Consider the following 24,052-nt stretch of genomic DNA (forward strand, 5'->3'; position numbering starts at 1 on the left):
GAAAATTAGAAGATTCCGCAAGCGCGCCTAGAAATAGAGCGCGCTTTTCTTTGCCTAAAATTTAGGTTTAGTAAAGTTCCAAGCAACTATCACTAATTTTTACTGGGTAATACCGCATTCCAGCCATTCAATATTAATACCACCAAATACTTCATTAATATTTTAAATTTCGCTAAGTTATTTATTAATTGCGCCGATAACTAAATAACGCATAAATTAAAAATACTCAATGGATATGAATTTTAAAACACCTCAAAGCAATACCTTTTTATATAAAGTATCAGACACAAGTACAGCAAAACCAATTGGTATTTTTACTGCCCAAACTCCCAGCGTAAATCCATATAAAGCTTTATTTAACCCCAAAGGTTATAACTTTTTTAATATGCCAATGAGTGAGTTTAAAAACATACTTAACGTAATTATCCAGTTAGAAAGCGATATTTCTATTAGTAAATGGGGGGAAGGTGCTCGTCCTGATGAATTTAGTTATCAGCTTAATAGAATATCGAACGCTATAGCAACTACTCAATTTAATGGCAGAATAGACATTAGTGGTTACTTTTTAAAACGAGTTGAGGAAGCAAAGGATATGATTGGTGAAGACTGCATCTCATTTATTCAGGTGCACAACAATATAAGCCAACTATATAACACTGTTTTACAATTAACATCTGAAGAAGGCTTTAGAGCAATTCAAAATAAAGCACTAACTCACTTAAAAGAGCAGCAAGCTTTCGCTTAGCTGCATAAAAAATTAGTCTTCTAATGGCCTGCCTTTATTACGTTTACCCAATAAATACGCATCACGAAACTTAATAAAGTGCTGCTCCAACTTTATTGAGGCATCCATTTCGCCCGCAAGTGCTAGCACCATAATACCTACTTCAGCTGTACCTAGCTGGTGCGCGTGAGGCGCAACACGTAAGCGGTAATCAGAGAGCTTATCAGCAGTAACAGAAAGCACAGGTAAATTATCTAGGTAGGGGCTTTTGCGAATCATTTTTTTAGCTTCACGCCATGTACCATCTAAAAATATAAATAGTAACTTTTTACCTTCTTCAATATTCACTTCGGTAATGGCTCTGCCCTCTTCTACGTCTTCAGCAGGGAATACTACCATTGGTTGATATTGAGGATCGTTTATTAAAGCTAAAAAATCAGGATCTGGGTCTGTTCTGTCCCATCTAAATGCGTAGTTATTTGGGACTATTTCAGCAATTAAACGCCCAGTATTAGAAGGCTTAAAGCTTTCATTATGGTACATCAGTAAACATACAGCAGCGTTGCACTGAGCGTGCTCAACACCTTTACAAATACAGTAATGCTTGGCTATTAAGCATTGCTCACAGCGATCTAATTTACCGCCTCGCGCGTTAAATTCACGACGAGATTCACTTATTTGCTGAGCGCGTAATGCTAAAACTGCGTTTTTCACTGTATTTACCTTCAATTAATTAGGCGCGCATTGTAACGGCTTATGGCAATTTAATCTTATATTTAATGAAAAGCAGGCATAAAAAAACCCAGCCAAAGCTGGGTTTTCAAGCAAATGTTAAAAAGTTAAATTACTTCTTTTTAACTGCTTTTTTGTTTGGTAAGTCAGTGATTGAACCTTCAAAAATTTCAGCAGCTAGGCCAATTGATTCGTTCAATGTAGGGTGAGCATGAATAGTAAGCGCTAAGTCTTCACCATCTGCACCCATTTCAATACCTAAACCGATTTCGCCAAGCATTTCGCCCGCGTTAATACCGATCATAGCACCACCGATTATACGGCCACTTTCTTTATCAAAGATAAGTTTTGTAGAACCTTCAGTACGAGCAGATGCGATAGCACGGCCAGATGCTGCCCACGGGAATACCGCAGTTTCAATTTTTAAGCCTTGCTCTTTTGCTTCTTTCTCAGTAACACCTACCCAAGCGATTTCAGGGTCAGTGTACGCTATTGAAGGAATACATTTAGGGTCAAAGAAATGCTTCTGACCAGAAATAACTTCTGCAGCAACATGACCTTCATGAACCGCTTTATGCGCAAGCATAGGCTGGCCAACTAAGTCACCGATTGCAAAAATATGGCTTACGTTAGTACGTAATTGCTTATCAACATTAATAAAGCCACGCTCATCAACGTTTACGCCCGCTTTATCAGCATCAAGTAGGTTACCGTTTGGTGTACGGCCCACAGCAACAAGTACTTTATCGTAACGTACTGGTTCTGCTGGTGCGTTTTTACCTTCAAATGTTACGTATAAGCCATCTTTTTTAGCTTCAACGCCAACAACTTTAGTTGAAAGCATTACGTTGAATTTTTTGCTTACGTATTTTTGATAAATTTTGATAATGTCTTTATCAGCTGCTGGAACTAATTGGTCAGCAAATTCTACAACGTCAATTGCAGAACCAAGAGCACGATAAACCGTACCCATTTCAAGACCGATAATACCACCACCTAGTACAAGTAGTTTTTCTGGTACGTCTTTAAGCTCTAGCGCGCCAGTTGAATCAATTACACGGTCATCTTCTGGGATGAAAGGTAAGTTAACTGGTTTAGAACCTGCTGCAATAATCGCGTTATCAAACGTGATAGTTGTAGCGTCTTTCTCGCCTTCAACTACTAAAGTATTGCTGCCAGTAAATTTGCCGTAACCATACACAACTTTTACTTTACGCATTTTAGCCATTCCGTCTAGTCCGCCAGTTAACTGGCCAACGACAGAATCTTTCCAAGAACGTACTTGGTCAAGATCGATCTTTGGTGCGCCAAAAGTAACACCGTGAGATGACATTTCAGCTGCGTCATCAATCACTTTAGCTACGTGTAAAAGTGCTTTTGAAGGGATACAACCAACATTAAGACATACGCCGCCTAATGTTCCACGAGATTCTACTAATGTAACTTCTAAGCCCAAGTCAGCAGCACGGAAAGCCGCAGAATAACCACCAGGACCACCGCCTAGTATAACAACTTGAGTTTTTAATTCGTTGCTCATGCTTTTACCTTAATTGTTTGAACGGGACACTGCCCTAAAATTTAACTGCCGTGTTTCTGCAAGGCAGAAATTCAGAGCAGCGCATAAAGTGATGCAATATGTACAAAGATTGTATCATTGCAAATGCTAAAAATCCCAGCTAAAAACAACTGGCTGGGATTTGATTCAATTTATTTAATTACGTACACCAATTTCATTAAATTGGTTACATCACTAACTGACGAATATCGCTCATGTAGCTCGCTAACGTCACAGTAAAGCGTGCAGCTAATGCTCCGTCAATTACCCTATGATCGTATGACATAGAAAGCGGAACCATTAACTTCGGTTCAAATTCTTTACCATTCCATTTAGGTTTCATTTCAGATTTAGACACACCTAAAATAGCCACTTCTGGTGCATTAACAATCGGCGTAAATGCCGTACCGCCAATACCGCCAAGGCTAGAAATAGTAAAACAACCACCTTGCATATCAGACGATGTAAGCTTGCCGTCACGTGCTTTAACAGATACTTCCATTAATTCGCGTGATAGTTCAATAATGCCTTTTTTATCAACATCTTTAAACACTGGTACAACTAAACCGTTTGGCGTATCAACTGCAACACCAATGTTAATGTACTTTTTAAGGATTAAGCTTTCGCCGTCTGCAGAAAGCGATGAGTTGAATTTTGGAAATTCAGCAAGTGCTTTTGCAGCTGCTTTCATTACAAACACAAGTGGCGTAATTTTAACACCCAGCTTTTTCTTCTCGCTAAGCACATTTTGCTCTTTACGGAATACTTCAAGGCTTGTGATATCAGCTTCATCAAACTGCGTAACATGCGGGATTTGTACCCAGTTACGGTGTAAATTTTTGCCTGATAGCTTTTGAATACGAGACAGCTTTTGCTCTTCAATTTCGCCAAATTTAGCAAAATCAACTTTAGGCCATGGAATAAGACCAAGCTCACTACCACCAGCACTACTACCTGCTGATAATTGACCAGACTCAACTTGCTTAACTAGGTTTTTAACATAGTTTTGCACGTCTTCTTTAACTATACGGGCTTTACGACCAGTGCCTTTAACGTTAGCTAGGTTAATACCAAACTCACGCGCTAAACGGCGAACAACAGGTGATGCATGAGCATACGCGCTGTTTTCTGTGAAGCTTTCATTACTTGCTTTTACAGGTGCTACTTGAGCCGGTGCCGACTCAGTTTTAGCCGCGGCTGCAGGTGCTGATTTTTCAGCTGGTGCTGATGCTGCTGCCGGCGCGCTGCCTGCAACTTCAAATACAAAAATTAATGAGCCTGTCGATACTTTATCGCCAGCAGCTACTTTAATTTCTTTAACTGTACCTGCAAATGGAGCTGGTACTTCCATTGCCGCTTTGTCGCCTTCAACGTTTAAGATTGATTGATCTTCTTCAACCGTATCGCCAACTGCAACCATAATTTCAGTTACTTCAACTTCATCACCACCAATATCTGGCACATTAACTTCTTTAGTGCTTGGTGCTGAACTTGCTGTTGAACTCTCAGCTGGCGCTTCTACAGGAGCAGACTCTTTAGCCGGTGCTGCAGATTCACTTCCTGCTACTTCAAAAACAAACACTAATGAGCCAGTTTTAACTGTATCGCCAGCGGCTACTTTAATTTCTTTAACTGTACCGGCAAATGGAGCAGGTACTTCCATTGCAGCTTTGTCGCCTTCAACGTTTAAGATAGATTGCTCTTCTTCAACGGTGTCGCCAACAGCAACCATGATTTCAGTTACTTCAACTTCATCATCGCCAATATCTGGTACGGTTACTTCTTTAGTTGAAGAACCTGTAGAAGCAGCAGGTGCTGCCTCTTCAGATTTAGCTGGAGCAGCGGCTGATGTATCTTCTTCATCAGTGCTTTCACTCTCGCCTTCAAACAAAAATACTAAAGAGCCTGTTGTAACGGTGTCGCCAACGTTTACTTTAATCTCTTTCACTGTACCCGCTTGCGAAGCAGGTATTTCCATTGATGCTTTGTCGCCTTCAACATTTAATAATGATTGGTCAACATCTACTTTGTCGCCAACGCTTACTAATATTTCGGTTACTTCTACTTCATCGTCACCAATATCTGGTACTTTAATTTCAATACTCATTGCAAACCTCTTATGCGTACAGTGGGTTAAGTTTGTTAGTGTCGATGTTGAACTTTTTAAGTGCTTCAACAACTACTGACTTCTCAACTTCACCGCGTTTAGCAAGTTCAGATAACGTAGCAACAACAACATAGCCCGCGTTAACTTCAAAGTGACGACGTAGGTTTTCACGGCTATCAGAACGGCCGTAACCATCTGTGCCTAACACTTTGTAGTTGCTGCTTGGAATGAATGAACGCGCTTGTTCTGCGTAGTTTTTCATGTAATCCGTTGCTGCAACAGTCACAGAGTCGTTTAACACGCTTGTGATGAATGCTGTTTTTTGCTCGCCTTCAGGGTTAAGCATGTTGAAACGTTCAACATCTTGACCTTCACGCGTTAATTCGTTGAAAGACGTTACAGAGAACACGTCAGACGCAATGCCATACTCTTCACTTAGAATCGCAGCTGCTTTACGTACTTCAGTCATAATAGTACCTGAGCTTAATAGCTGTACGTTGGCTTTTTTACCTTCGTAACTTTCAAGCTTGTAAATACCTTTACGAATACCTTCTTCAGCGCCTTCTGGCATAGCTGGCTGATGGTAGTTCTCGTTCATAAGCGTTAGGTAGTAGTAAATATTTTCTTGGTCATCACCGTACATACGACGAATACCGTCTTGTACAATAACCGCTACTTCAAACGCGTAAGTTGGGTCATATGAAATACAGTTAGGAACGGTATTAGCAAGAATATGACTGTGACCATCTTCGTGTTGTAAGCCTTCACCATTTAGTGTTGTACGACCCGCTGTAGCACCTAATAAGAAACCACGTGCTTGTTGATCGCCCGCCATCCATGCCATGTCACCAACGCGTTGGAAACCAAACATAGAGTAGTAAATGTAGAATGGGATCATTGGTAAATCGTTAGTGCTGTATGAAGTTGCAGCAGCAACCCATGACGACATTGCACCTAACTCATTAATACCTTCTTGGAGCACTTGCCCTGATACAGTTTCTTTATAGTAAGAAACAATATCACGATCCTGTGGCGTATAGTTTTGGCCATGCGGATTGTAAATACCGATTTGACGGAATAAACCTTCCATACCAAATGTACGCGCTTCATCGGCAATAATTGGTACGATGTTTTTACCAATGCCTTTATCTTTTAATAAGATATTAAGTGCACGAACAAAGCCCATAGTGGTAGAAATATCACGTTTTTGCTCTTCAAGTAGCGGCTTAAATGCTTCTACTTCTGGCAACGCTAATTTTTCACTAAAACGTGGTATACGCTTAGGTGTATAACCTTTAAGTTCATCACGGCGTGCATGTAGGTATTTATACTCAGGAGAACCTTCTTCAAGCTCTAGGTAAGGAAGTTCTTTTAACTGTTCTTCAGATACTAAATCGTCAAGACCAAGGCGTGAACGTAAATGTGCAACATGCGACATGTCCATTTTTTTCACTTGGTGCGCAATGTTTTTACCTTCAGCTGCTTCACCCATGCCGTAACCTTTTACAGTTTTAGCAAGAATTACAGTTGGACGGCCTTTAGTGTCTTCTGCTTTTTTAAATGCAGCAAATAATTTTGATGACTCATGACCACCACGCTTAAGCGCGAAAATTTCATCATCTGTCATGTCAGCAACAAGTGCTGCTGTTTCTGGGTAACGACCAAAGAAGTTTTCACGTACGTACGCGCCATCTTTAGCTTTATATGTTTGGTAATCGCCATCAACAGTTTCGTTCATTAACTGTAGTAATTTACCCGTTGTATCTTTAGCTAGAAGAATATCCCAGCCGCTGCCCCACACTAGTTTAATTACGTTCCAGCCAGCGCCTTTAAACAAGCCTTCTAGCTCTTGAATAATTTTACCGTTACCCATAACTGGGCCGTCTAAACGCTGTAAGTTACAGTTAACTAAGTAACACAGGTTATCTAGTTTTTCACGTGCAGCAAAAGAAATAGCACCGCGTGATTCTGGCTCATCCATTTCACCATCACCTAAAAACGCGTATACACGTTGGTTTTTAGTGTCTTTTAAGCCACGACCATCTAAGTATTTTAAGAAGCGAGCTTGGTAAATTGATGAAATAGGACCTAAGCCCATTGATACCGTAGGGAACTGCCAAAATTCAGGCATTAACTTAGGATGTGGGTACGATGGTAAGCCTTCACCATCAACTTCTTGGCGGAAGTTATCTAGCTGTGCAGCCGATAAACGACCTTCAACAAACGCACGTGCATAAATACCAGGAGAAATATGACCTTGGTAATAAACTAAGTCACCACCGTCTACATCATTTGGCGCTTTAAAGAAGTGGTTAAAACACACTTCATAAAATGCAGCAGATGATTGGTAAGACGCCATATGGCCGCCTAAGTCGAGATCTTTTTTAGATGCACGTAGAACGATCATAATCGCGTTCCAACGTATAATTGAACGAATACGACGCTCAAGATTTACATCACCCGGGTAAGCAGGTTCTTGATCTACAGGAATAGTATTAACGTAGTTCGTGGTAATACCCGTTGGCATATCAACGCCATCTAAACGGGCTTGCTCTAATACTTGCTCAAGTAAAAACTGAGCTCGTTCAACACCTTCTTCGCGCACAACTGATTCAAGAGCTTGTAACCACTCTTGTGTTTCTAGCGCGTCTACGTCAATTTTATTGACTTCAGACATATGGAGGTTTCCTTATGTTTAAAATACGAATATTGTTAATTTAATATCACAGCTACTTAATTTGTGTGTTCAAAGTAGTTATGTACTAACTTAATTTTGTTTAGTGCGTCTTAAACTACGTTCAATTCGCGAATGTTCTTTGCCTGCTTCAAGTAGTGCTTCTTCAATAAACGCTAAGTGCGCATTACTTGCTAAACGGGCTTGTTCTGGATTACCGTCAATAACGGCATCCATTAATAAACGCCTGTGCTCGGCTAACTGACTGCTAATATCTGACTTTTTTAATAAAACAGTTAAATTTTGCAATACATTTTGCTCAAGCAGCGCTTTCATGCCTCTTACTAAATGCAGTAAAACCACATTATGCGAGGCTTCTGCCACGCTAAAGTGAAATGCATTAATTGCTTTTGCTTTTTGCTGTAAATCATCATTAACGAGGGCAATTTTATCAAAGCTTTCTTTCACTTTACTAAAATCGTTGCTGGTTCCGCGCAGTGCCGCGTAGTAAGCAGCAATCCCTTCTAATGCATGACGAAATTCAAGTAAATCAAACTGCGACTCAGGGTGTTTACTAATCAAATCAAAAAGTGGATCAGTAAGCCCTTCTTCGAGCTGATTTTTTACAAACGTGCCGCCACCTTGGCGACGCGTAACTAAACCTTTCGCTTCTAATTTTTGAATTGCCTCACGCAGTGACGGGCGAGACACTTCAAATTGCTTTGCTAGTTCACGCTCTGGTGGCAACTTTTCACCTGGTGCTAACGAGCCTTCAAGAATCATATTCTCGAGTTGCTGTAAAATAACATCAGATAACTTTGCTGCTTTGATCTTTAAAGACATGAATCAACGTCCGCGTTGTATAAATACCAAGAGCCCATAAAGCGGGGCTTTGAGTAGTATGATTTACCCAAAAGGTAAATTGGTCATACCAAAAATTTTCAATACGGTATCAAAAACCTTATTAGCTGTCAATTTACAGGTAATTTGAGCAATTAAAGTAGCGTAACGCATTTTGAACGAAGATTAAACAATGCGCAATTTACAAAAATTGTTATAACGTTAATAGGATGAAAACAATTGGTCTGACCAGAAGGAATTAGAATATTAGCTCTATTTTATTGTGTTCAAAAATTGCAGGAAGAGATTAAAGCACCTTACCTTGCATAAGGTACTTTATTAAAAAGGTATTAACCTAAGACAGTCCACCAAATAATGTAAGTAGCGCTATAAGTACTAAGTAAAATAATACATTGCGCTTAACAAGCTTAATCATACAAGTGGCTTCGTAGGTACAGCCGTAATAACGCTTTTCAACTTGCTCTGCAGCAAGTGCAGTACATGTTACTACTTCGCGATTTGGGGATTTAAAGTTAAGCACGTAACGTAGCCAACAACTGGTGCCTTTATTAAAGTTACCTATTACTAAATAACCAAAGCTGGTGATGCGTGCAGGCAACCAGTCAAGCCAGAACAGTAATTTATGTATAAGCTTAAAACGCTTAGCAAATATTACTTTATGATCTTCTCGTACTAAATCAGCTAAAGTGCGTACCAGTGCATATAAAACTGCGCCTGGCGCACCTAAAACAACAAACCAAAAAATCACCGCACAGTAAAATCTAAAGTTTACCCATGCCAATGTTTGCCCAAAGGTTTCGCCACCATCTTGATCATCAGTACGCTTTTGACCTATTTGCAACGCATATAGAGATGCAGCAGTACCATCATCTCGCGTTAACGCATTTAAGTACGACTTATATAAAGCACGCTGCTTAGCACAACCAAAGCAAACCAAAAGCACCGCGATATTAATGCCCAACTGCCACAAAACAAAATCTGACAAACAATAAATTAGTGCCACCGCAATCACTGGAAGTAAAAGCCAAATTAAAAAGCCCGGTGCTGAGCTAAATAAGCCCTTATCACCAAGTAATTTATTAGAGCGATTTAAATAACCATTTGCGTAATAACTTATCTGCCAGTAGTTAGACCGAGCGCCTAAGCGCTCTAGTATTAATGCAATTATTATAGAAACTAAAATCATGGGAATAACTCTCTTAACTTAGCTGTTCAAGCATATTAAAAAACAATGGCCAATTAAAGCTACTACCAGGATCGGTTTTACGCCCTGGAGCAATATCGCAATGTCCAACAATACGCGAAGGGGTAATTTTTGGATAGCGTTGCATTATAGATTTACCAATAATAGTTAATGTTTTGTACTGTTCTAAAGAATATGGTGCGATGTCGGTACCTTCAAGTTCAATACCAATACTAAAGTTATTACACGCAGGCGCGTCCTCAAACTCAGATTGGCCTGCATGCCAAGCACGCCTTTCAAAGGGCACATATTGTATAGCCTCACCGGTGCGCTTTATAAAACAATGGGCCGATACACGTAAATTCTTTAAGTCACTAAAACTTGAATGAGCATTACAGTCAATGCTACCCATAAATAAGTCATCAACGAAAGGTGTACCAAACTGCCCTGCTGGCAATGATATATTGTGAATCACCAATAAAGAAATATCAGCCTCATCAGGGCGCTCATCAAAATGCGAACAAGGCCGCTGCGCTACCGTACTTAAAACACCGTTTAAATCTATTTTCATGATACGTTTATTATATAAATATCAAGAGATACATAGTACTGATGCTAAAGGATTTATTAGAAAAATGATAGTAACAAGCGAGGTATAAAACCTCACATACAAATAATTCAAACCCACCCGTAGGTACGAATTTACGTCCGCCAATGTAACGTAACTTTCGAAATTAAAAGCGAGGTATAAAACCTCACCTACAGATAATACAAACCCACACGTAGATACTAATTTACTATACGCGCTTATCTTTATATTGGTGAAAAGGCAATCGCTTCTCTTTCTTTTATAAACATAGTAAAATTTGCTTAATTTATTAACGCTTATGAGCATCCTATGTCTATTTCGCACTCCCTCATTACTCAACTAGTCACTCTTGCACTTGACGAAGATTTAAATTATCAAACCGCGCAAGAAGGCGATATTACCGCGCAGCTTATCCCTCAGAGCGAGCAAGCCAACGCAAAAGTAATCACTCGCGAAGACTGCATTTTTTGCGGAAAAGACATCATCCTTGAAGTATTCAAACAGGTAGACCCAAGCGTTAAGGTTAATGTACTTATTAATGATGGCGACGCAGTTAAAGCAAACAGCATATTATTTACCGCTATTGGTTCAGCTCGTTCAATATTAACTGCCGAACGTACTGCACTTAACTTTGTACAAACGTTATCAGGCACTGCAACTACTACAGCGCGTTACGTAAAAGAGCTAAGCGGCACAACTACGCAACTACTCGACACACGCAAAACCATACCTGGTTTGCGAGCACTTCAAAAATACGCGGTAAAATGTGGTGGGGGTGCAAACCATCGCATTGGCTTATTTGATGCTTTTTTAATTAAAGAAAATCATATAGCGGCTTGTGGCACAATAAACAAAGCCGTAGCTCAAGCTAAACAAAATCACCCAAACAAACCTGTCGAAGTAGAAGTAGAATCACTCCCAGAACTTAAACAAGCAATTGAAGCTGGCGCCGACATAATTATGCTCGACAATTTTAGCGTAGAGCAAATTAAGCAAGCAGTAATTTTAACCAACAAACGCGCCAAACTAGAGGTTTCAGGCAATATGACCCTAGAAACGCTCAAAACTTATTCACAAGCGGGCGTTGATTTTATATCAAGCGGGGCGTTAACAAAAAACTTACAATCAATCGATTTATCGATGCGTTTTGAACAATTTTAAAGCAATAACTGCCAATTAATACCGCTAATCGATTGACAAGTTAAGTAAAAAAGCATTAAATAACCCGAAAGGCTTACTTTGTAACATTTTGTTAAATAAAATCGCTTTTTTATAAGAAGATACGTGCTAAACACTAAAATAAAATGGTAGACTAATTCTGTTGTACTATTTTATTTAAAAAGGTAGTCATAAATAACTAGTGCCTTCAGTTTTTAAAGACATAATTAAAAACTAAAGCAACTAAACTATTTACTTTATGCCTATACTATTTGTTGCTACAACATGTAGTGCTCTTAGTAAACTTTTATAGTTAGTACTAAACATAATGAATTCACATACGGCTTTTGTGTTTCATACTCTAAAGCTAAAGTGTAATAAAATTAATTTTAAGTAAAACTGTAAAGTAAATCAGTTAAATTAAGTGAGGCATTTTGCCACTTAAGTGATTTAAGTTACAAAAATCTATCCTTTAGGAGAGGAAACATGAAAACAATGACTCAAAAACAACAGGGTTTCACCCTAATTGAATTAATGATTGTAGTAGCAATCATCGGTATTCTTGCTGCAGTAGCATTACCTGCATACCAAGACTACACAAAGCGAGCTCACGTGAGTGAAGGTATAACTTTAGCAGCATCAGCAAAAGCTGCAGTTACTGAATACTATGTATCACAGGCTGCTTGGCCTACAAACAATACAACTGCTGGCCTACCTGATGCAACTGCAATCACTGGTAACGCAGTTAAAAGCGTAGCTGTAGGAAATGCTAATGGTCATATTACCGTTACTTACAATGACAAGGTTACTGAAGATGCTACTATAATTTTCGAGCCATCTATTGCTTCTGGCGGTGGTTCAATAACTTGGACATGTAATACTGGTACTGTAGACGGTAAATTTAAACCAGCTAATTGCCGTTAATATAATTATCAAGCGTAGCTTTAAGCTACGCTTGAAATACATCCTATGCTTATTAATCTACTAATTTCCTTCTTATTTTTCTTTTTTACGTTATTTAATTGGTATATTCATTTAGGTTCACAAAACCTAGGAATTAAATCTGTAGAAAAAAAGCTTTCTAATGCACTATCTAATGGCCCTTTTTTATATGAGGTGTTTACATTCGCTTTTGGGGTCTTAATTTCTATAATTTTTATGAGTTTAATCGCGAATGTTGTATCAGGTAATTTAAGAAAAATATCGAAAGATAGGTTATCTATTTTATTTTGTTTAATTTTAACATGGCTATTTTTACCAACAGCTATACTAAGTTTATCCAGTTACTTATATCCTGATTTATTCTTCAGCCATACGAGTTTGGCAGATAAAACTCTGTTAACAATTGTGGTATTGTTTTTTTCCATATTACTATTGTCATCTTTCTTTATTTCTAAAAACATAAAAATAACTTTATTTATATTTTTAATTTTACTTCTCCCAGATATTAATTTCTTTAACGTAACGAGTGTTCAAAAGACTAATAAACCAAACATATTTATTATCGGTATCGACTCTTTAAATCAAGATGAAATAAATATAGAACAAACACCTTTCTTACAAGACTTCTTAGATGAATCCAACTTCCTACCAAATACTTATACACATGTTGCAAGAACATTTCCTTCGTGGGTAGGTATTTTAACTGGCGACTACCCATTAACAAATAAGGCTCGTTTAAATCTAACTAATTTCAATCAAATAGATTTAACTAAAACATTACCTTATTATTTAAAAAATGTTGGTTATACTAATTATTATATTCAAGATGAAAGACGTTTTAATAATATTGATGAAAGGTTTTTTTTCGATAAAGTAATAGGCCCTCCAGCCACGGCTGCAGAGTTCATCTTATCTAAATTTGTAGACCTGCCTCTACTTGCTCTAACATCAAGACTGAATTTTTTTAACTACTTTATGCCGCACTTACAAAATAATAGAGCGGTATGGGTTACTTACGATCCAAAAAGGTTTAACGAAGAAATAGACTTGAGCTTACCACCTTCTAATAATCCAGTATTTGCTGCTAGCCACTTCACTTTACCTCACTGGCCTTACAAAACAAATAATAAAGCTAATCACTTAAAAAATAGCTATCAAAAATATCTAGAATCAATAAGAATGGTTGATGACCAAGTTTCTAAATATATATCCAATTTAAAAAATAAAGGGTTGCTAGAACACGCTTTAATTTTTATAGTTTCAGACCATGGTGAAAGTTTTTCTAGGAATATAGATACACCTAGCCACGATGGATATTCAGAAATAATAAATTTAACTGGGCATGGGACATCAATAGTTTCAGGCTCTCAATATAAAACCTTACTCGCCTTTAAATATTTAAAAGACCATAACCTTTATGACTTGGGACCAGTTAATACTAATCTCAATTATGCATTGTCCGACATTACGCCAACAATTATTGATATCTTAAAGTTAGATGTAGGAAAAGAGTTTGATGGAAAAAGCATCTTTAAAGTTAAAGGTCAAAGAATAATACCATTAGAAAGCTCCTTACAACCAATGTTCAATAGCAAAGGAACAGTTGATGTAAATGGAACTATTGAACAAAATTCTAATTTATTTAAAATAGATACTTTAGGAAAGGTAATTATTAAGAAAAGCCTATATCAAGAAGCAGTAAACTCGAAACAAAGAGGAATTATTTTTGATAAATGGCAATTATCTATTTATCCCGAACATGCTAATCAGATTTATATCACTGACTTAGAAAGAAATATTTTATATAAAGACATTGACTTTCCAAACGCAAAGTTAAAGGAAGAATTATTAGATAAACTGTGTACCCTTTATCTTGATGAAGTGATTATTGCACAGATAGAACCATGTAGTAATTTAGGCTATGTGTATAATCAATCCATAAAGGCACTATAATGGCTAAGCAAGCGAATAAAAAAAGTTTAGATACTTTCCAGTGGATCGGGGTTAGTGCTAGAGGAAAACGTCTTGAAGGGGAGCTCGCAGGGAATAGCATTGCATTAGTAAAAGCACAGCTTCGAAAGCAAGGCATTACGCCTTCAAAAGTAAAGCGTAAAGCAAAACCGTTATTTGGTATTCAAAATGTTCAAAAGATAACTCCAAAAGATATTGCTCTCGTTACTCGCCAAATAGCAACTATGTTGATGGCTGGTGTACCTCTTATTCAATCAATCGAAATGATTGGCTCAGGCTCTACTAACAAAAGTGTTGCCAAATTAATGATGACCATTGGTGATGAAGTAAAAGCGGGGCAACCACTATCTACAGCACTTAGAAAACACCCACGTTACTTTGATGATTTATACTGCGATTTAGTTGCATCGGGCGAGCAATCCGGTGCGCTTGATAAAATATTTGACCGTGTCGCTATTTATAAAGAAAAATCTGAAGCATTAAAATCAAAAATTAAAAAGGCGATGTTCTACCCTATAGCTGTTTTAGTTGTAGCTGTCATTGTTACCTCCATATTACTTATTTTTGTTGTTCCGCAGTTCCAAGATATATTTAATGGCTTTGGCGCTGAGCTCCCTGCTTTTACCTTATTCGTAATTGGTATATCTGAGTTTATGCAGGAATATTGGTGGGTGGCATTAATCACTGTAGTTGCTAGCGGTTGGGCTTTTAAAGAAGCACAGCTCAGGAGCCTAAAGCTTAGGGATGCAACTGACAGAGCTGTATTAAAAATGCCTGTTGTAGGTATGATTCTAAATAAAGCGGCTGTTGCTCGCTATGCACGAACTCTTTCGACTACGTTTGCTGCAGGTGTGCCGCTGGTTGATGCACTTGATTCTGCAGCAGGAGCCTCTGGTAACGCTGTTTATCGTTACGCAATTTTAGATATAAAACTCGAGGTTAGCTCTGGTAATCAGATGAACTGGGCAATGCGTAACTCAAAAATATTCCCTGATATGGTAATACAAATGGTCGCGATTGGTGAGGAGTCTGGCTCACTAGACGGCATGCTTGAAAAGGTAGCTAACATTTACGAGCAAGAAGTGGATGATGCTGTAGATGCCTTATCCAGCTTACTAGAGCCACTAATAATGGCTGTTTTAGGTGTGCTAGTAGGTGGTTTAATTATTGCTATGTACTTACCTATTTTCGAATTAGGCTCTGTTGTTTAATTTTTATTTAAATGCACTAATTAATTATTTGGTCGTTGTATGCAAAGTATTGTAGAAGTAATGCAAAGCCAGCTGTGGTTTTATTTAACCACCGTTGGCTTAATTAGTTTATGTATTGGTAGTTTTCTAAATGTGGTTATTTACCGCTTACCGCTGATGATGCAACGTGAGTGGCAAAGCGAATGCAGACTACTGTTGGAAGATGAACTTACAGCTAATAAATCTAAACAAGCCAATATCAATAAGCCTTTTAACTTAGTAAAACCCAACTCTACCTGCCCTAAATGCAAAACTGCCATTAAGCCTTGGCAGAATATTCCTATTATTAGTTGGTTAATACTTAAAGGTAAATGTGCAAGTTGCAGTAATCCTATTTCGGCCCGATACCCTGCTGTAGAGCTAATTACTGCCCTATTAAGTTTAATTGTTGCCTACAGCTTTGGTACGACCGAGCAAGCCCTTTTATATATTTTTGTTACGTGGATTTTAGTTGCACTAACCTTTATTGATATTGACCACATGCTGCTGCCAGATCAACTTACACTTCCGCTAGTATGGCTTGCACTTATTGCCTCTGTAATGGGCTACACAATTACACCAACCGATGCCATTATTGGCGCGGCTTGTGGCTATTTAAGCTTGTGGAGCGTGTTTTGGTTATTTAAGTTACTAACCGGTAAAGAAGGCATGGGCTATGGCGATTTTAAATTGCTTGCTGTATTTGGTGCGTTACTTGGCTGGCAGTCATTGCTTACTATTATTCTGCTTTCGAGCGTAGTAGGTGCCATTATAGGTATTGCATTATTGAGCATACAAGGTAAAGACAAAGCAACGCCTATCCCTTTTGGGCCTTATTTAGCGATAGCTGGCTGGATCACTATGCTTTGGGGCAACCAAATTCAAGGCGCTTATTTTAATTTAATAGGTTATTAAAATGAGTGGGCAAATTACTAAAGTAAACAGCTGGGTATTAGGTTTAACAGGCGGTATTGGCTGTGGTAAAACAGCCGTAAGCAATATGTTTGAAGAGCTTGGCATTACAATTGTTGATGCCGATATAATTGCGCGTGAAGTAGTACTCCCAAATAGCAAAGGGCTAAAAGCGATTACCCAACACTTTGGTGAGGATATTTTATTGCCTGATGGCACATTAAATAGATCAGAGCTGCGTGCAAAAATATTTACTAACAACAATGAAAAAGAATGGCTTAATGCGTTACTGCACCCTCTTATACGGATAAAAATACTTAAAGATTTAAATAATGCAACTAGCCCTTATGTTGTTTTAGTAGCGCCTTTATTGTTTGAAAACAACCTTGATAAATATTGCGACCATACCTTACTTATTGATGTACCAACCTCAGTACAGATAGCGCGTACAGCAAAACGCGACAGCACAAGTATTAAGCAAGTTGAAAGTATTATTGCCTCGCAAATGTCACGTGCCGATAAACAGCAAAAAGCGGATGATATTTTAAATAACGACCGTAGTTTAAACCTAGTGCATATAGAACTTGTTGATCTTCATAAAAAGTACCTACAATATGCATTACACAACAAAACTAACTCACATTAACGCTGTCCTAACTCACACAAACTCGTATTTTAGTTAGTAAAATCACAACAAAGAATGAAAGGTGATGTAATCACCTTCTTTTTTCTGATAAATTGCTAACTATTGAAGGAATAAAACAGGTGCGCAATGAATATTAACTCACCGTTATTGAGAAAATTTATAACCCTTGGCCGCATTGATGCCGACACGGTTAAAAACAAACAAAATGAATTTGCCTCAACAGCTGAGCTTATTTCTAAATGTGGAAAAATCGATAGTAAAGATTTAGCTGAACAATGTATTGATTTGTTTCGCGTACCTTATTTTGATTTAAAAGATTTTGATCCCACAAGAATCCCAGCAGATCTCGTAAAAGAAAAACTCATACGTAAACATCACATTTTGCCGCTTGTTCAAAAAGATCGAAAAGTTTATATAGCAGCATCAGACCCAACAGATTACGGCGCATTCGAAAACTTTGAGTTTAGTACCGGTCTTTCATGCGAAATTGTTGTTGTTGATTATATTCAACTCGATAACAAAATTGAGCAGTTACTAGATGCCACTGGTAGCTTAAATCTAACTGATGACGAGTTTCAGGAATTTGCTGATTTAGATTCAGAAAGCCAAAGAGATACAGCACCACAAGATGACGATAAAGATGATGCGCCTATCATCGTTTACATCAACAAAATTTTAATGGATGCCATTAAAAAAGGCGCCTCTGATTTACACTTTGAACCGTATGAGCACAAGTACCGTATTCGTTTTCGTATTGACGGCATTTTGCATGAAGTGGCAAGCCCACCTAATACATTAGCAACCAAGCTTTCTGCGCGTATTAAGGTTATGTCGCGACTCGATATTGCCGAAAAACGCAAACCACAAGATGGTCGTATAAAACTAAAAATTACTGAACGCAAAAGTATCGACTTTCGTGTAAGTACCATGCCTACCTTGTGGGGTGAAAAAATAGTAATGCGTATCCTTGATTCATCAAGCGCTATGTTAGGCATTGATGTATTAGGCTATGAGCCTGAGCAGAAAAAGCTCTACATGGATGCACTTGCTCAGCCTCAAGGGATGATATTGGTAACAGGGCCAACGGGTTCTGGTAAAACAGTATCGCTATACACAGGTTTAAATATATTAAATCAGCCAGAGCGCAATATTAGTACTGCGGAAGATCCGGTTGAGATTAACCTTGAAGGTGTAAACCAAGTACAAATTAATATTAAAGCCGATATGACTTTTGCCAACGCATTGCGTGCATTTTTACGTCAAGATCCTGATGTAGTTATGGTAGGTGAAATACGTGACCTAGAAACCGCAGAAATATCAATAAAAGCGGCGCAAACAGGTCACTTGGTTTTATCAACATTGCATACAAACTCAGCACCAGAAACAATCACCCGTTTATTAAATATGGGTGTGCCGGCTTATAACGTAGCAAGTTCGATTAGCTTAATAATAGCCCAACGTTTAGCACGTCGTTTGTGCCCCAAGTGTAAAACGCCGGAACAACTTCCGAGTGAAGAACTGACTCGCCAGGGGTTTAGTTCCGAGCAAATTGAAGAAATGACATTATATACACCTAAAGGGTGTGATAGCTGTACCGATGGTTATAAAGGCCGAGTGGGTATTTACGAAGTAATGCAAATTACCCCTGAAATTGCCCAAATTATTATGCGCGGTGGTAACTCGCTTGAAATAGCAGACGTATCACTTAAAGCCGGTTTTAATAATTTACGTTTATCAGGTTTACGCAAAGCAGCCGATGGTCTTACATCCCTTGCTGAAATTAATCGCGTGACTAATTTTTAAAGGTCCATAGTAAAAGTGACAAGGTTCTGAACACTAAACTCAGAGCCTTACTTATACCTAGAGACTCATATCTAAGTAATGTAAAATGCAGAAAAAGATTGTAAAGAGTAAATTATGCCTACTGTTGTAAACTGCCCGACCTGCAAAACTAAAGTTGAATGGTCAGAGCAAAGCCCATTTCGCCCTTTTTGCTCCAAGCGCTGTCAGCTAATTGATTTGGGTGAATGGTCGTTTGAAAATAATAAAATTTCTGCGCCAATCACCTCAGCAGAAGAGTTTAGCCAAGACATGATTGAAGATATTGAAGCTATGCTGGCTAAAAATGAAGATGACTTTTTTAAATAAACGCTGAACTTTTCATTTAAAAGCACAAAAGCCAGCGCGATGCTGGCTTTTTAGTGTTCAATATAATTGAACGATTAGTCTTTTTGCTTACGATGCTTTTTATTCATACGCTTTTGCATTTTAGCAAACTTCTCTTTTTGCTCAGCGTTAAGAACTTGCATTACTTGGTGCTGCGTTTTTAGTTTAATTAAACCAAATTGCTCACCTTTTTCGCGGCGTTCGTTTAACAGCTCTTTAGCTGCATTTTCGTCAAATGTTGCCGCCGAAAGTAATGCATCCATTTTTGCTTTGTGCGCTTCACGCATTGCTTTACGGGCTTCTTTATCGTCGCCGCGTAATGCTTTCATTTGTGTTTTTTGTGCTTCAAAAATAGCTTTTAGCTTAGTTTGCTGTTCATCTGTTAGGCTTAATTTTTCAACGCCGCGATCAGAAAGTAAAAAACGAGCTTGAGAATGGCCTTGCTTATGCCCGTCGCCTTTAGCTAATACGCTACCAGCGCCAAGAGTTGCTGTTGCTAAGCCACAAATAAGTACTAATTTTGATAGTGTGTTTACTTTAGTCATAATCATTACCTTAATATTGAATTGGTTGGTTGAGCGATTGTGGCTGCTAAGCCAGTGAGTTAACTATACCTAACTCAACGCAAAGTAACGCAAAGCAGTGTAAAGGTTGTGTAAAGATTCACCTTTGCACTATTTAGCGGGTAAAATAACGCTATAAACAACTCTAAGGGTTTGTAAATGAAACTATTAATGATTGATGACGATACGGGCCTTTGTGAGCTATTAAGTGAATATTTAACTGCTCAAGGCTTTGAAATACAAAGCGTACACGACGGTGAGCAGGGCCTTAAACTAGCACAAGCAAACGACTACGCACTTATACTGCTTGATGTAATGCTACCAACGCTTGATGGCTTTGAAGTGCTTAAACAACTTAGGCAAACAAAGCTCACCCCTGTAATAATGCTTACTGCAAAAGGTGAAGACTTTGACCGTATTTTTGGTTTAGAGCTAGGCGCTGACGATTATATTCCAAAGCCTTTTAATCATCGTGAATTACTAGCCCGCGTAAAAGCGATAACACGCCGTATAGAGCACATTAATAGCTTAAATGCAGCTACAACGAGTAAGTTACTCGTTAATGGTATTACTGTTAACCTTGCAGCGCGAGAGGCCTCAATAGACAGCTCTACACTAACCCTTACCGGTACAGAGTACGAAATACTCACGCTATTGTGTAAAAATGCAGGCGAAGTTGTTAGTAAAGAGCAAATTAGCGAAGAAGTGCTAGGCAGGCGTTTAGCTTCTTTTGATCGCTCTATCGATATGCATGTAAGTAATATCCGTAAAAAAATTGCGGAGCATATTCCAGGCGAGCGAATTAAAACAATGCGAGGTACAGGTTATGTCTTTATCCAAGGCGAATAAAAGCACTTACTTTGCTTGGTTAAAGCACCCTGGGCACTACCTATTTTTTAAAATATTTATTTGGTTTTGGTTAACTATAATCGGCACCGTAGCAGCGCTCATATTTTTAAGTAATATTACCGCTATTAATGCGGTATCTAACGAGCCACTTTATGGGCCGATGAAAAAAAACCTGATATATACCGCTAAAAGCATTGAGCGTTCTGCTGTTAAACATAAGCGCACCCTAAGCGAAGTATTAGTTCACCCTCGCCTATCAAAGCGTAAACTTTTATATTTAAGCGCAGCACAATCCGATGACTCACTTAGTAATAAAGAAGTGCCAGAGAGCATCGACTTAAGTTTATTAAACTTTACTCAAAACATGTCACCGCAAATTATTTTCACTGAAAAATACCAAGCCTTCGGCCCTGTTAATATAAAAGTGCCTGAAGGAAGTTTTTATCTTTATGAAATAGATATTAACCATCAACCGCCGCTAATAATGCGCTTTAAGCTAATGCCTAACTGGATGAAAATAGTCATCGCAATTGTTGCATCTCTCATTTTAAGTTTTGTATTTAGCCGTAATTTAATAGCCCCTATAAATAGCCTTAAAAAAGCAGCTATTAAATTATCTGCGGGTAACTTAAGTGCAAGGGCCGATATTTCTGTAAACCGTAAAGATGAGCTAGGAATACTAGGGCGAGATTTTAACAGCATGGCTAATCAGTTAGAGCTTTTAATTAGCTCACAAAAACGCTTGTTAGCCGACATATCACATGAGTTACGATCGCCCCTTACACGTTTAAAAATGGCTACCGGACTTGCACAAATGCAAGCTAACGATGCTAGCCAATCGTATTTATTACGCATAGAAAAAGAAGCAAACCAGCTCGATAAAATGATTGCAGACGTGCTGCAAGTTTCTCGCTTAGAAGCAAAAAGCCAAGCGCTTTCACTGCAAAAACAATCATTACAAATAATTGTAGATCACGTTATTAACGATGCGCAGTTTGAAGCAAAACAAAATAATAAGCAGCTAAATATAGTGGGCGCTGTAGACGTAAATATTAATTGCGACGAAAGCCTTATTGCCAGCGCACTTGAAAACCTATTACGCAACGCTATTAAATACGCAAATAATACTATTAGCATTACTCTAAAGCATGCTGATGCCATTTATATAGAAATATGTGATGATGGCTCTGGTGTGCCAAATGAGCAACTGGGCAAGCTTTGCGAGCCCTTTTTTAGGCAATCAGATGCGCGCGACCGCGTAAGTGGTGGCACGGGTTTAGGTCTAGCGATTGCTAAAAATGCTATTACTGCGCATGGCGGCAGTTTAGTATTATCAAATAAAGAACAAGGTGGCTTGTGTGCTAATATAACCTTGCCATTAATAAAAGAGTAAAGCATGTTTTATAGTAGTGAGCGTGAGCTTAAAAGTAATCAAATAACAATTAATAACTTTTATAAAAACACGCTAATTAAAGCTTATTTAGATACGCCTAACGGGCAATTATTTTATGCTTATGCCATACCTGATAAAGCTAAAACTGCCATTGTAATAAGCTCGGGACGCCTTGAAGGGTTAGATAAATATAAAGAGCTGTTATGGGAGCTTTATAATAATAATTTTGCCATATTCATAGTCGACCACCAAGGACAAGGCCGCTCTTATCGCCATCTACTAAATAAGCATAAAGGCCATGTTAATGAATTTAAAGATTACAGTGCCGATCTAAACTTATTTAATACACAAATTGTCGATACTTATTGGCCGGGCAAAAAAATATTAGTGAGTCATTCAATGGGCGGCGCTATTGCTTTTGATTACCTTGCGCATTTTGAACACAATTTTAGTGGCGCGTTTTTATCAGCGCCTATGCTTGATATTTACACAAAAAACACACCAAAACCTTTAGCTAAATTGATAGCAAGTACCGCGACCCTTTTGGGTCAAAAAGACAACTACGCACTAGGGCAAACCGATTACATACCCGATGAGTTTGCTACAAATGTATTAACCAGCAGTCCAGTGCGTTACGAGCTATTTAGGCAAACATATCAAGAAGAGCCATTACTACAGCTCGGCGGTGTTACTTACGGCTGGCTAAATGCGACGTTTGTATTTATAACTTCGGTTGATAACTTGAGCGTGACTATTCCACTTTATATTGCCAGTGCGCAAAACGACGAAGTGGTTGATAACAATGCCCAATACAAATTAGCAAACAGACATGCAAATACAGTACTTAAAAGCTTTGAAGGCGCTAAACACGAGCTGTTTTTTGAACGTGATGAAATACGCCAGCCATTGCTTAAGAGCTTGTATCAGTTTTGTGAGTCGGTGACGGCTTAACAAGTACCGACAAAGGGTCGAGGTGGATCAGTATATCTACCTCAGACTCAAAGCGCTCGCTAAGCATTGATTCTACTTCATCAGCCACATTGTGCGCGCGAATCAAACTTAAATGATCATCAAGCTCTAAGTGCATTTGGATAAACTTAACTTTTCCGCCTTGGCGCGTACGAATATCATGCACGCCATGCACATCAGCATGGGCTCTGGCTATATCAAATATGCTTTGCTTTTCATCGTCCGGCAGCTCTTTATCCATTAGATGATCGGCACTATCGCGAGCAATATCCCAGCTGTTATAAAGTAAGTAACCGGCAACACCTATCGCAAAAACAGGATCGGCATACAACACACCATAATAAGCTAACAAAATAGCTAATAGCACAGCGGCATTTAATATTAAATCACCTTTGTAATGTACTGAGTCGGCTTTTATAGCAATTGAATCGGTATACTTAACCACCTTGTTTTGTACAAATACAATGACGAGCGTACACGCAATAGCAAAAATACTTACCCACACACCTAATAAAGAATGGCTTAACTGTATAGGGTTAAATAATCGCTCAATACCATGAAAAGCAAGTAGGCAACCTGAGCCCGCAATAAACGCGGCTTGCCCAAGTCCAGCAAGTGCTTCAGCTTTACCGTGCCCAAACCTATGGTCATCATCTGCTGGGCGCAGTGCGTAGCCTAACACCAAAAAACTCATGGCGGTGGCTGTTATATCCATTAACGAATCAGTTAACGAGCCAAGCATTGAGGCCGAACCCGAAGCAAGCCACGCCCAAGTTTTTGCGCCAATCATTAAACTAACCATTACCATGGTAACAATGCTGGAAGTTTT

General features: G+C 38.5%; 21 protein-coding genes. 12 read left to right on the plus strand and 9 right to left on the minus strand.

Annotated elements, in window-relative coordinates; all coding sequences use genetic code 11:
- Positions 1-229 precede the first annotated feature (229 nt).
- Complete coding sequence (locus I6E80_RS10830) at positions 230-745, plus strand: hypothetical protein (RefSeq protein WP_076925039.1); 516 nt, start codon at positions 230-232, stop codon at positions 743-745.
- Positions 746-757: 12 nt separating this feature from the next.
- Here the strand turns inward: I6E80_RS10830 and I6E80_RS10835 are convergent, their stop codons facing one another.
- The 7 genes from I6E80_RS10835 to ampD form a co-directional block, all read right to left on the minus strand.
- Complete coding sequence (locus I6E80_RS10835) at positions 758-1,438, minus strand: tRNA-uridine aminocarboxypropyltransferase (protein WP_197185538.1); 681 nt, start codon at positions 1,436-1,438, stop codon at positions 758-760.
- 130 nt (positions 1,439-1,568) lie between these two features.
- Positions 1,569-2,993, minus strand: a complete 1,425-nt coding sequence (gene lpdA / locus I6E80_RS10840; protein ID WP_076925037.1) for a dihydrolipoyl dehydrogenase — start codon at positions 2,991-2,993, stop codon at positions 1,569-1,571.
- A gap of 205 nt (positions 2,994-3,198) precedes the next feature.
- Positions 3,199-5,118, minus strand: coding sequence for a pyruvate dehydrogenase complex dihydrolipoyllysine-residue acetyltransferase (aceF, locus tag I6E80_RS10845; protein WP_197185539.1), 1,920 nt, complete (start codon positions 5,116-5,118; stop codon positions 3,199-3,201).
- 10 nt (positions 5,119-5,128) lie between these two features.
- Positions 5,129-7,795: a pyruvate dehydrogenase (acetyl-transferring), homodimeric type gene (gene aceE / locus I6E80_RS10850; RefSeq protein WP_024600130.1), complete on the minus strand. Its 2,667-nt coding sequence runs from the start codon at positions 7,793-7,795 to the stop codon at positions 5,129-5,131.
- Between the two features lie 90 nt (positions 7,796-7,885).
- On the minus strand, positions 7,886-8,635 hold the full coding sequence (gene pdhR / locus I6E80_RS10855) for a pyruvate dehydrogenase complex transcriptional repressor PdhR (RefSeq protein WP_008170672.1): 750 nt from the start codon (positions 8,633-8,635) through the stop codon (positions 7,886-7,888).
- Positions 8,636-8,987: 352 nt separating this feature from the next.
- Positions 8,988-9,839, minus strand: coding sequence for a beta-lactamase regulator AmpE (gene ampE / locus I6E80_RS10860; RefSeq protein WP_197185540.1), 852 nt, complete (start codon positions 9,837-9,839; stop codon positions 8,988-8,990).
- A gap of 13 nt (positions 9,840-9,852) precedes the next feature.
- On the minus strand, positions 9,853-10,407 hold the full coding sequence (gene ampD / locus I6E80_RS10865; protein ID WP_197185541.1) for a 1,6-anhydro-N-acetylmuramyl-L-alanine amidase AmpD: 555 nt from the start codon (positions 10,405-10,407) through the stop codon (positions 9,853-9,855).
- Between the two features lie 327 nt (positions 10,408-10,734).
- Here ampD and nadC point away from each other — a divergent pair, with 327 nt between their 5' ends.
- From nadC to yacG, 8 genes are all read left to right on the plus strand, one after another.
- Positions 10,735-11,586, plus strand: a complete 852-nt coding sequence (gene nadC / locus I6E80_RS10870; protein ID WP_197185542.1) for a carboxylating nicotinate-nucleotide diphosphorylase — start codon at positions 10,735-10,737, stop codon at positions 11,584-11,586.
- A 483-nt stretch (positions 11,587-12,069) separates the two neighbouring features.
- Entirely contained in the window at positions 12,070-12,507 is a 438-nt protein-coding gene (locus tag I6E80_RS20575; RefSeq protein WP_269435583.1) for a pilin, read from the plus strand.
- Between the two features lie 45 nt (positions 12,508-12,552).
- Positions 12,553-14,478 (plus strand): sulfatase-like hydrolase/transferase, encoded by a 1,926-nt coding sequence (locus tag I6E80_RS10880; protein WP_197185543.1) that lies wholly within the window; start codon positions 12,553-12,555, stop codon positions 14,476-14,478.
- The gene (locus tag I6E80_RS10885) at positions 14,478-15,707 is read left to right on the plus strand and encodes a type II secretion system F family protein (protein ID WP_197185544.1); all 1,230 of its coding nucleotides are present in this window, start codon (positions 14,478-14,480) and stop codon (positions 15,705-15,707) included. Before I6E80_RS10880 ends, I6E80_RS10885 begins: the two co-directional genes overlap by 1 nt.
- A gap of 39 nt (positions 15,708-15,746) precedes the next feature.
- Entirely contained in the window at positions 15,747-16,640 is an 894-nt protein-coding gene (locus I6E80_RS10890; protein ID WP_197185545.1) for an A24 family peptidase, read from the plus strand.
- Between the two features lies 1 nt (position 16,641).
- Complete coding sequence (gene coaE, locus I6E80_RS10895) at positions 16,642-17,283, plus strand: dephospho-CoA kinase (protein WP_197185546.1); 642 nt, start codon at positions 16,642-16,644, stop codon at positions 17,281-17,283.
- A gap of 126 nt (positions 17,284-17,409) precedes the next feature.
- A complete protein-coding gene (gene pilB, locus I6E80_RS10900; protein WP_076925029.1) occupies positions 17,410-19,086 on the plus strand; it encodes a type IV-A pilus assembly ATPase PilB in 1,677 nt (558 codons plus the stop codon).
- A gap of 114 nt (positions 19,087-19,200) precedes the next feature.
- Positions 19,201-19,431, plus strand: coding sequence for a DNA gyrase inhibitor YacG (gene yacG / locus I6E80_RS10905; protein WP_076925028.1), 231 nt, complete (start codon positions 19,201-19,203; stop codon positions 19,429-19,431).
- A 74-nt stretch (positions 19,432-19,505) separates the two neighbouring features.
- On the opposite strand, the gene I6E80_RS10910 is transcribed toward yacG, so the two are convergent.
- Entirely contained in the window at positions 19,506-19,994 is a 489-nt protein-coding gene (locus I6E80_RS10910; RefSeq protein ID WP_076925027.1) for a Spy/CpxP family protein refolding chaperone, read from the minus strand.
- 177 nt (positions 19,995-20,171) lie between these two features.
- Between I6E80_RS10910 and I6E80_RS10915 the strand changes: the two genes are divergently transcribed.
- Genes I6E80_RS10915 through I6E80_RS10925 form a run of 3 tightly spaced genes read left to right on the plus strand, consistent with a single transcriptional unit; the run spans position 20,172 to position 23,205 of the window.
- Positions 20,172-20,861 carry a response regulator gene (locus I6E80_RS10915; RefSeq protein WP_024600142.1) on the plus strand — a complete coding sequence of 230 codons (690 nt, stop codon included), beginning with the start codon at positions 20,172-20,174 and terminating at the stop codon, positions 20,859-20,861.
- Positions 20,839-22,254, plus strand: a complete 1,416-nt coding sequence (locus I6E80_RS10920; RefSeq protein ID WP_197185547.1) for an ATP-binding protein — start codon at positions 20,839-20,841, stop codon at positions 22,252-22,254. Before I6E80_RS10915 ends, I6E80_RS10920 begins: the two co-directional genes overlap by 23 nt.
- Positions 22,255-22,257: 3 nt before the next feature.
- Complete coding sequence (locus I6E80_RS10925; protein WP_197185548.1) at positions 22,258-23,205, plus strand: alpha/beta fold hydrolase; 948 nt, start codon at positions 22,258-22,260, stop codon at positions 23,203-23,205.
- Here I6E80_RS10925 and I6E80_RS10930 read toward each other — a convergent pair.
- Complete coding sequence (locus tag I6E80_RS10930; RefSeq protein ID WP_197185603.1) at positions 23,165-24,031, minus strand: cation diffusion facilitator family transporter; 867 nt, start codon at positions 24,029-24,031, stop codon at positions 23,165-23,167. The genes I6E80_RS10925 and I6E80_RS10930 overlap by 41 nt on opposite strands.
- Positions 24,032-24,052: the final 21 nt, after the last annotated feature.

It is taken from the genome of Pseudoalteromonas sp. NSLLW218, from assembly GCF_015864775.1.
Classification (GTDB): Bacteria; Pseudomonadota; Gammaproteobacteria; order Enterobacterales; family Alteromonadaceae; genus Pseudoalteromonas.